This window comes from Streptomyces sp. NPDC014801 (assembly GCF_043082085.1).
Lineage (GTDB): Bacteria > Actinomycetota > Actinomycetes > Streptomycetales > Streptomycetaceae > Streptomyces.
In genome coordinates this window covers 541,543-551,565 of record NZ_JBIBXG010000006.1, presented here as the reverse complement: position 1 = coordinate 551,565, position 10,023 = coordinate 541,543, and the positions used below count along the sequence as shown (strand labels likewise).

The 10,023-nt window shown below is 69.7% G+C and carries 3 protein-coding genes, 1 tRNA gene and 2 rRNA genes; 5 read left to right on the top strand and 1 reads right to left on the bottom strand.

All coding sequences use genetic code 11. The annotated features are described in order from the left end of the window. The 4 genes from ACF1AL_RS17505 to ACF1AL_RS17490 all read left to right on the top strand — a co-directional run. A 23S ribosomal RNA gene (locus tag ACF1AL_RS17505) occupies positions 1-73 on the top strand; the annotation flags it as partial. 89 nt (positions 74-162) lie between these two features. After that, positions 163-279 (top strand): 5S ribosomal RNA (gene rrf / locus ACF1AL_RS17500). A 114-nt stretch (positions 280-393) separates the two neighbouring features. Further along, positions 394-1,056 carry a DegT/DnrJ/EryC1/StrS family aminotransferase gene (locus ACF1AL_RS17495; RefSeq protein ID WP_366836665.1) on the top strand — a complete coding sequence of 221 codons (663 nt, stop codon included), beginning with the start codon at positions 394-396 and terminating at the stop codon, positions 1,054-1,056. Positions 1,057-1,132: 76 nt separating this feature from the next. After that, positions 1,133-1,208, top strand: a tRNA-Thr gene (locus tag ACF1AL_RS17490). A 74-nt stretch (positions 1,209-1,282) separates the two neighbouring features. Here the strand turns inward: ACF1AL_RS17490 and ACF1AL_RS17485 are convergent. Then, positions 1,283-4,039, bottom strand: coding sequence for a SpoIIE family protein phosphatase (locus ACF1AL_RS17485; RefSeq protein WP_391826394.1), 2,757 nt, complete (start codon positions 4,037-4,039; stop codon positions 1,283-1,285). A 388-nt stretch (positions 4,040-4,427) separates the two neighbouring features. Between ACF1AL_RS17485 and ACF1AL_RS17480 the strand changes: the two genes are divergently transcribed. Beyond that, a complete protein-coding gene (locus tag ACF1AL_RS17480) occupies positions 4,428-9,905 on the top strand; it encodes a HAMP domain-containing protein (RefSeq protein ID WP_391700966.1) in 5,478 nt (1,825 codons plus the stop codon). Positions 9,906-10,023: the final 118 nt, after the last annotated feature.

Below are 10,023 nucleotides of genomic sequence, written 5' to 3'. Positions count from 1 at the left end.
GTTGATAGGCCGGATATGGAAGCACGGTAACGTGTGGAGTTGACCGGTACTAATAGGCCGAGGGCTTGTCCTCAGTTGCTCGCGTCCACTGTGTTGGTTCTGAAACCACGAACGGCCCCGCTGTTTTCAGCGGTGCGGCATTGTTCGACAGTTTCATAGTGTTTCGGTGGTCATAGCGTAGGGGAAACGCCCGGTTACATTCCGAACCCGGAAGCTAAGCCTTACAGCGCCGATGGTACTGCAGGGGGGACCCTGTGGGAGAGTAGGACGCCGCCGAACAATTCTTCAAAGGGTTGGATCCTGAACTTCGGTTCGGGGTCCAACCCTTTTTTGTTCTCCGTAACGTGAGGTTCAGCTTCCGCATCGAGGATCGCCGGCATGGGTGCTGCTGCAATGCTCAGGGCCGCGGGCGTCGGGGTCGGCGACGAGGTCGTCGTGCCGGCCTTCGGGAACGCGGAGGTGGCCGGTGCGGTGGCGCTGGCCGGCGCGCTGCCGGTGTTCGCCGACATAGACCCCGTCACGTACTGCCTGGACACCGCCGCCGTCGAGGCGGTGCTGACCGCGCGGACGGCGGCCGTCGTGGTCGTACACCGCTTCGGGCGGGTGGCCGATGTGGCGGCGCTGCGGGCGCTCGGGCAGCGGCACGGCCTGCTGGTTCTGGAGCAGGGGGAGTCCGAGGCGCCGTACGACGAGGTCGCGCAGCGGCGGGAACGGGCGGCGTATCTGGACGCCAGGCTACGGGGGGTGGTGGTCCCCGACGGCGGGGACGGGCACACCTACCAGCAGTACGTCGTGCGAGTGCCGGGCAACGGGCGGCCCGACCGGGACGCCTTCGCCCGGGCCGTGCGAGCCAAGGGAGTCGACTGCCGGGTGCCGGTGAAGACGCCCGTGCACCGGCTGCCGGAGTTCCGGCGGTGTGTGTCGCTGCCGCAGACCGAGCGGGCCGCCGACGAGACGCTCGCTTTGCCCGTGGACGCGGCGCTGACGAAACGGGACATGCAGCGCATTGTGGGTGCCTGCAATGCCCTCGGTGGACTGCTCGCGCCGGCCTTCTGAACGAGTTTGGGAATTCGGGTCCGCTCGGGGTATGCTTCATTTCGTTGCCGCGAGGGAAACCTCGAAAAAGCGACAAGCCCCTATAGCTCAGTCGGCAGAGCGTCTCCATGGTAAGGAGAAGGTCAACGGTTCGATTCCGTTTGGGGGCTCCATAGAAAAGGCCTTCGCCCATCGGGCGGAGGCCTTTTTCGTGTGCGGACGGAGGGCCGGGGGCGGCCCCCCGTATTCAGTCCTTGTGGGGCTCCGGGACGCGCATGGCCAGAATGGCCATGTCGTCGGACGGGGCGTCCGAGGCGAAACGCTCCACCGCGCGCATGATGCGGGCGGCGACCGCGCCCGCGGTCAGCCCGGTGCACGTGGTGAGGACGTCCGCGAGGCCGTCGTCGCCGAGCATGCGCGTGCCCTCACGGCGTTCCGTCACGCCGTCCGTGACGCAGAGCAGGACATCGCCGGGATCCAGCGTGACCGTCTGCTCGTAGAGCTCCAGGTCCTCCATGACGCCGAGCAGCGGCTGGGGCTCGGCGGCCGCCTCCACCGTGCCGTCCTGGCGCAGGCGCAGCGGGAGCGGGTGGCCGGCGCAGACCACCTTCAGTTCGGCGCTGCCGTCCTCCTGGGGGCGCATCTCGCCGTACAGGAGGGTCAGGAAGCGGCTGCGGGCGCCCTCGTCGAGGATCGCGGAGTTCAGGCGCTCGAGAACGGCGGGACCGCTGAGGCCCTCGCGGGCCAGCAGGCGCAGGGCGTGCCGGGCGAGGCCGGTCACGGCGGCCGCGTTCGGGCCGGTGCCGCAGACGTCGCCGATGGCGAAGCCGTAGGCGCCGTCGCTGATCGGGAACAGGTCGTAGAAGTCGCCGCCGACCTCGTTGCCCTCGCCGGCGGCGCGGTAGATGACCTCGACCTCGACGCCGTCGATGTTCGGCAGCTCCGGCGGGAGCAGGCTGCGCTGGAGGGACTGGCTGATGGCCGTGCGCTCCGAGTACAGGCGGGCGTTGTCCAGGGCGAGGGCGGCCCGGCGGCTCAGGTCCTCGGCCAGTTCCAGGATTTCCTGGCGGAAGTGCTCGTCGGTGGGCTTGCCCAGGGTGAGCATGCCGATGACGCGGTTGCGGGCCACCAGGGGCAGGACGACCGTCTCGCCGCCCAGCGCGGAGGCCACGGCGAGGGTGGGGCCCATGCCGGAGGCCATCTGGTGGATGGGGCCGCCGGTCAGTCCGAGGCTGCGCATGGAGCTGCGAAGGGCGGCCTGGTGGGCGGTCTCGCCGGGGGTGGTCCAGACGCGGGCGCCGGGGGTGGGGACCGGGTCCGGCGGGGAGATCTTCGACAGCAGCGACTTGATGCCGTCGATGAGTTCCTCGTCCTCGTGCAGGACGTACGACAGATACGGCTCGGATGCCTGGTCGGCGATCGTGTAGACGGCGCACCAGGTGGCGAGCGTGGGGACCGTCATCTGGGCCATGAGGGCGAGGGTCTGGTCGCGGTCGAGGGTGCCGGCGAGGAGGTCGGAGGCCTCGACGAGGAAGCTGAGGGAGCCGCGGCGCAGGCGTTCCAGCTCGCCGAGGCGGGCCGACTCGACGGCCAGGGCGATGCGGTCGGCGGCGAACTGCAGGCGCAGCGCCTCCTCGTTGGAGTAGCGGCCCGGGGCTTCGGCGGCGACGCCGAGGGAGCCGGTGAGGCGGCCCTCCACCTTGAGGGGGACGGTGACGACGGAGCGCATGCCCGTGCCGTTCAGCAGGGGGACGGCGCCGGGGACGGCCGTGAGGTCCTCGTGGACGGCCGGCATGCGGGCGGAGCCGTAGCGGCCGGGGCCGGCCTCGACGGGCACGCGCGCGAAGCGCTGACGGGCGGAGGGCAGGCCGGTGGAGGCGCGGACCTCCAGCTCGGTCTCGTCGTCGGTGGCGAGCAGCAGGAAGGCGGAGTCGCCGTCGAGCATGTCGCGGGCGCGTTCGACGGTGCGCTGGAGGAGGCCGTCGAGGTCGTCGGGGGCGGGGGAGCCGATGAACGCGTCGAACGGGTCGTTGTTCTGCCCGTCGGCCGAGGAGGCCGTGTCGGAGGCGGGTGCGCGCAGCGGTGTCTGCAGAACGGCGCGCTCGTGGTCGCGCACGAGGAGGCAGACCGTGGAGGGCTCGCCGGAGGTGTCGCGGACGCGGAGGTGGGAGGCGTAGACGGGGGTGACGCGGCCGTCGGCCGCGCGGATGCCGTAGCTGCCCTCCCAGCGGGAGAGCTGGAGGGCCTCGGCGATGCCGGTGCCGGTGCCGGGGGTCTGCGGCCAGGCGGCGAGGTCGGTGAGGGGCTTGCCGGTGACCTGGTCGGCGGCGTACCCGAAGAGGTCCTCGGCGTCCTCGTTCCAGGAGCTGATGGTGCCGCCGCGGTCGATCTGGACTACGGCGACGCGGATGCGGCCGTCGGCCAGGGGCAGCAGCTCGGCCGGCAGGGCGGGGCCTGCGGTGCGGGTGCCGACGGGGCGCTCGGGCAGGTCGAGCTGGAACCAGACGTTCTTGTGGGTGGGGGTGTACTCCACGCCCCAGCGGCCGGCGAGGGCCGCGCACAGCTGGAGGCCGCGGCCGCCCTCGCGGTCGGGGCTGCCCATGCTGACGGCGGCGCTCTGGACGGGCACCTCGCGCTCGGGATAGCGGTCGGAGACCTCGATGCGGACGCCGTCCTCGGTGCGCAGGCAGAGCACGTCCGCGTGGGTGCCGGCGTGGACCACGGCGTTGGTCACCAGTTCGCTGGTGAGGACGACGGCGTCGTCCACGATGTCCGCGAAGCCCCAGCCCTGGAGGGTGTCGCGGACGAAGGAGCGGGCGGTCGCGACCGATCGCCCTACGGGCTCGAAGCTGGCAGCCGCGCGCGCGGTGATCACGAAACTCCTCGGCCGGTCGTCGACGTGCTGGGCTGCCCCGTCCTCGGGCCCGCGCCGCTGGTGCGGCGGGCGCGCGCTCGTCGGCCGGGGTTCCGGGGGCTGTCCCCCCGGGATCAGTCCGGTGGTCATGTGTGCGGCCGCCCCTCCGATGCCCGCTCGTACTCGTGCCACCGCCCAGGCCGGACGGACCGGCGCGGCTGGACAGCCGCATGCAAGGTTACTTACCTTCCCCGTCCGAGCGGATGCCGGTCGCCAGTGTTTCCGTCCCCAGGGTGTGCGGACGATGTGCGAAGCTGCCGAACTGTTATGGCCTGGTTCGGTGAGGGTGAAACACTGGGCAAGCTTCTGGAGAAGGTCCGGGCAGGCCGAGTGTCGTCCGTCCAGGGCGGGCAGCAGCCCGTTCGAGTGGCCTGCCGGCAGCAGGCTGACACACGTGGTGACACCTGGTAGGCCGGTTCAGCGGGACCAGGGCACCGAGAGCACGGCAGTAATGGTCGATCCCTGCGGGAGGGACACAGTGGAGTCTGGCGCAGCGACGCGGGGCACGAAGACGCGCGCGAAAGGCGGACCGTCCCTGAAGAACCAGCGCAACGGGACCACCGTGGTGGACACGGCTGCCCTGAACCGGCTCCTGGCGGCTCTGGTCTCCATGCGGGACGGGAACTTCCGCAAGCGCCTCACGGTGTCCGGGGACGGCGTGATGTCGGAGATCGCCGCCGTGTTCAACGAGGTGGCCGACCGCAATCTGCATCTGACGGGTGAGCTGTCGCGGGTGCGGCGCATGGTGGGGCGTGAGGGAAAGCTCACGGAACGGCTGGAGACGGGGGCCTGTGAGGGCTCCTGGGCGGCCGCCATCGACGCCTCCAACGACCTGGTCGACGATCTGGTGCGGCCGGTGTCCGAGGTCAGCCGGGTGCTGTCGGCGGTCGCGGAGGGCGATCTGTCGCCGCGGATGGAGCTGCGCACGCAGGCGGCGGAGGGTCCCGGGCATCCGCTGCGCGGGGAGTTCCTGAAGGTCGCGCGGACGGTCAACAACCTGGTCGATCAGCTGTCGACGTTCACCGACGAGGTCACGCGGGTGGCCAGCGAGGTGGGCACCGAGGGCAAGCTCGGCGGGCAGGCACGCGTGCGTGGCCTGTCGGGCTCCTGGAAGGACCTGACGGACTCCGTCAACACGATGGCGTCCCGGCTGACGGCGCAGGTGCGCGACATCGCGCTGGTGACCACGGCGGTCGCCAAGGGTGATCTGTCGCGCAAGGTGACCGTGCACGTCGCCGGCGAGATGCTGGAGCTGAAGAACACCGTCAACACGATGGTCGACCAGCTCTCCGCGTTCTCCTCGGAGGTGACGCGGGTCGCGCGCGAGGTGGGCACCGAGGGCATCCTGGGCGGTCAGGCGCAGGTGCCCGGCGTGGACGGGGTGTGGAAGGAGCTGACCGACTCCGTCAACACGATGGCGGGAAACCTCACTGCCCAGGTGCGCGGAATCTCCCAGGTGACGACGGCCGTCGCGAGCGGTGACCTGTCGCAGAAGGTGACGGTCCCGGCGCGCGGCGAGGTCGCGCAGCTCGCCGAGACGATCAACCAGATGACCGAGACGCTGCGGATCTTCGCCGACGAGGTCACGCGCGTGGCCAACGAGGTGGGTGCCGAGGGGCGGCTCGGCGGGCAGGCGAACGTGCCGGGTGCCGCGGGCACCTGGAAGGACCTGACGGACTCCGTCAACACCGTCTTCCGGAACCTGACCACGCAGGTGCGGGACATCGCCGCGGTGACGACGGCGGTGGCCAACGGCGATCTGTCGCAGAAGGTCACCGTCGACGTGGCCGGCGAGATGCTGGAGCTGAAGAACACCGTCAACGGGATGGTGGACCAGCTGCAGGCGTTCGGTGCCGAGGTCACGCGGGTGGCGCGGGAGATCGGCGTCGAGGGCGAGCTGGGCGGTCAGGCGCAGGTGCCGGGGGCGGCGGGCACCTGGAAGGACCTGACGGACTCGGTGAACACCGCCTTCCGCAACCTCACCGGGCAGGTGCGCAACATCGCCCAGGTGACGACGGCGGTGGCCAACGGTGATCTGTCGCAGAAGGTGACCGTCGACGTCTCCGGCGAGATGCTCCAGCTGAAGAACACCGTGAACACGATGGTGGACCAGCTGTCGTCGTTCGCCGACCAGGTGACGCGGATGGCGCGGGACGTGGGCACCGAGGGGCGCCTGGGCGGTCAGGCCCGGGTGGACGGCGTGTCCGGCACCTGGAAGGAGCTGACGGACTCCGTCAACTCGATGGCGGGCAACCTCACCTCGCAGGTGCGCAACATCGCCCAGGTGACGACGGCGGTGGCGCGCGGTGATCTGTCGCAGAAGATCGACGTCGACGCGCGCGGGGAGATCCTGGAGCTGAAGAACACCATCAACACGATGGTCGACCAGCTCTCCGCGTTCGCCGACCAGGTGACCCGGGTGGCCCGTGAGGTGGGCACCGACGGGCGTCTGGGCGGTCAGGCCCAGGTGCCGGGCGTGGCGGGCGTGTGGCGGGACCTGACCGATTCCGTGAACGGAATGGCAGGAAACCTCACCGCCCAGGTGCGCAACATCGCGCAGGTGGCCACGGCGGTGGCGCGCGGCGACCTCTCCCAGAAGATCACCGTGGACGCGCGCGGGGAGATCCTGGAGCTGAAGAACACCCTGAACACGATGGTCGACCAGCTGTCGTCGTTCGCCCAGGAGGTCACGCGCGTGGCCCGCGAGGTGGGCACCGAGGGCATCCTGGGCGGCCAGGCCGAGGTGCAGGGCGTCTCCGGCACCTGGAAGGACCTCACGCAGTCCGTGAACGGCATGGCCAACAACCTGACCCTTCAGGTGCGGTCCATCGCCGAGGTCACCACCGCGGTCGCCAAGGGCGACCTGTCGAAGAAGATCACCGTCGACGCCAAGGGCGAGATCCTCGAACTGGTCACGACCGTCAACACCATGGTCGACCAGCTGTCGTCGTTCGCCGAGCAGGTGACCCGGGTGGCCCGTGAGGTGGGCACCGAGGGCATCCTGGGCGGCCAGGCGCACGTGCCGGGTGTCACGGGCATCTGGAAGGACCTCAGCGACAACGTCAACCTGATGGCCAAGAACCTGACCACCCAGGTGCGCAACATCTCCCAGGTGTCGGCGGCGGTCGCCAACGGCGACCTGACGCGTCAGGTGACCATCGAGGCGCGCGGTGAGGTCGCGCAGCTCGCCGACACCATCAACACGATGGTGAAGACGCTGAGTTCGTTCGCCGAGCAGGTCACCAAGGTGGCCCGTGAGGTGGGCACGGACGGCATCCTGGGCGGCCAGGCGCATGTGCCGGGAGTGGCCGGCACCTGGAAGGACCTCACCGAGTCGGTGAACCAGATGGCGTCCAACCTGACCGGTCAGGTGCGCAACATCGCCCTGGTCACCACCGCGATCGCCAAGGGCGACCTGAGCAAGAAGATCGACATCGACGCCCGCGGCGAGATCCTCGAGCTGAAGACGACGATCAACACGATGGTCGACCAGCTGTCCAGCTTCGCCGAGGAGGTCACCCGGGTGGCCCGTGAGGTGGGCACCGAGGGCCAGCTCGGCGGGCAGGCACGCGTGCGTGACGTGGACGGCACCTGGCGCGACCTCACCGAGTCCGTGAACGAGATGGCCGGGAACCTGACCCGGCAGGTGCGGGCCATCGCGCGCGTGGCGACCGCGGTGACCCGCGGCGACCTGAACCTGAAGATCGACGTCGACGCGGCCGGCGAGATCCAGGAGTTGCAGGACTACATCAACAAGATGATCGCCAACCTGCGCGACACCACGATCGCCAACAAGGAGCAGGACTGGCTCAAGGGCAACCTGGCGCGCATCTCGGCGCTGATGCAGGGCCGGCGCGACCTGGAGGACGTGGCCTCGCTGATCATGAGCGAGCTGACCCCGGTGGTGTCCGCGCAGCACGGCGCGTTCTTCCTCGCCATGCCGCTGATGGAGGGCAAGGACGTGCCCGACGGCGAGGACGACTACGAGCTGCGCATGCTCGGGTCGTACGGCTACTCGATGGGGTCGATGCCGACGTCGTTCCGGCCCGGTGAGGCGCTGGTGGGCACGGCCGCCCTGGAGAAGCGCACGATCCTGGTGGAGAACGCGCCGAGCGGCTATCTGAAGATCTCCTCCGGGCTCGGCGAGGCGCCGCCCGCGCAGGTGATCGTGTTGCCGGTGCTGTTCGAGGGCAAGGTGCTCGGCGTGATCGAGCTGGCGTCGTTCACGCCGTTCACGCAGATCCAGAAGGACTTCCTCAACCAGATCGCGGAGATGATCGCGACCAGCGTCAACACCATCTCCGTCAACACCAAGACCGAGCAGCTGCTGAAGCAGTCGCAGGAGCTGACCGAGCAACTCCGGGAGCGTTCGGCGGAGTTGGAGCAGCGGCAGAAGGCGCTGCAGGCCTCCAACGCCGAACTGGAGGAGAAGGCCGAGCTGCTGGCGCGGCAGAACCGCGACATCGAGGTGAAGAACACCGAGATCGAGGAGGCGCGGCAGGTCCTGGAGGAGCGCGCCGAGCAGCTCGCCGTGTCGATGCGGTACAAGAGCGAGTTCCTCGCCAACATGTCGCACGAGCTGCGCACGCCGCTGAACTCGCTGCTGATCCTCGCCAAGCTGCTCGCGGACAACGCCGAGGGCAATCTGTCGCCGAAGCAGGTGGAGTTCGCCGAGACGATTCACGGCGCGGGCTCCGATCTGCTGCAGCTGATCAACGACATCCTGGACCTGTCGAAGGTCGAGGCGGGCAAGATGGACGTCTCGCCGACGCGGATCGCGCTCGTGCAGCTCGTGGACTACGTGGAGGCCACCTTCCGGCCACTGACCGCGGAGAAGGGCCTGGATCTGTCGGTGCGGGTCTCGCCGGAGCTGCCGGCGACGCTGCACACCGACGAGCAGCGGCTGCTGCAAGTGCTGCGCAACCTGCTCTCCAACGCGGTGAAGTTCACCGACTCCGGTTCGGTGGAGCTGGTGATCCGTCCGGCGGGCGCGGACGTGCCGCAGTCCATCCGGGAGCAGCTGCTCGAGGTCGGCTCGCTGACCAGCCCGGACGAGCCGCTGATCGCGTTCTCGGTGACGGACACCGGCATCGGCATCGCGGCGAGCAAGATGCGGGTGATCTTCGAGGCGTTCAAGCAGGCCGACGGCACCACCAGCCGCAAGTACGGCGGTACGGGCCTCGGGCTGTCGATCTCGCGGGAGATCGCGCAGCTGCTCGGCGGTGAGATCCACGCGCAGAGCGAGCCGGGGCGCGGTTCGACGTTCACGCTGTACCTGCCGCTGCACATGAGCGAGCTGCCGCCGCAGGGCTACCAGCAGGCGGCGCCTTCGCTGGGCGTCGGGGAGCTGGTGCGGGCGTCCGAGAACGGCGCCTCGGAGCTGTCGGGCGTGCAGGTCGAGACGCCGGCCGAGGTGAAGTCGTACCAGGAGACGCAGAACGGTGCCGCCGCGCTCTTCCGGCGCCGCCGGCGGGGCTCGTCGGCCGCGCTGGAGCAGCGCCCGGCCCAGCCCGAGCAGTGGCCGGGGACGTCCGGCGGGGAGCAGGAGGCGGCGCCGCAGCCGCACCGCGGGATCCGCTTCGGCGGCCAGAAGGTGCTCATCGTCGACGACGACATCCGCAACGTGTTCGCGCTGACCAGCGTGCTGGAGCAGCACGGCCTGTCGGTGCTGTACGCGGAGAACGGCCGTGAGGGCATCGAGGTGCTGGAGCAGCACGAGGACGTGGCGGTCGTGCTGATGGACATCATGATGCCGGAGATGGACGGGTACGCGACGACGACGGCGATCCGCCGGATGCCGCAGTTCTCCGGGCTGCCGATCATCGCGCTCACCGCGAAGGCGATGAAGGGCGACCGGGAGAAGGCGATCGAGTCGGGTGCGTCCGACTACGTCACGAAGCCGGTCGACCCTGATCATCTTCTGACGGTGATGGACCAGTGGATGCGCGGGGAATGATCGGTGACGTTCACCGGGAGTTGCCGACGGAGGGTCCCCGGAGCCGTGTAGAAGTGCCGCATCCGGGGAACCTTCTGGTCTCCCGCTACGTTTCTGCTACGTGCACGGTGACATCGCG

Excerpts from the sequence above, each read along its gene's own strand:
- ACF1AL_RS17495 (WP_366836665.1), top strand. The coding sequence starts at position 394 with ATGCTCAGGGCCGCGGGCGTCGGGGTCGGCGACGAGGTCGTCGTGCCG.
- ACF1AL_RS17485 (WP_391826394.1), bottom strand. The coding sequence starts at position 4,039 with ATGACCACCGGACTGATCCCGGGGGGACAGCCCCCGGAACCCCGGCCG.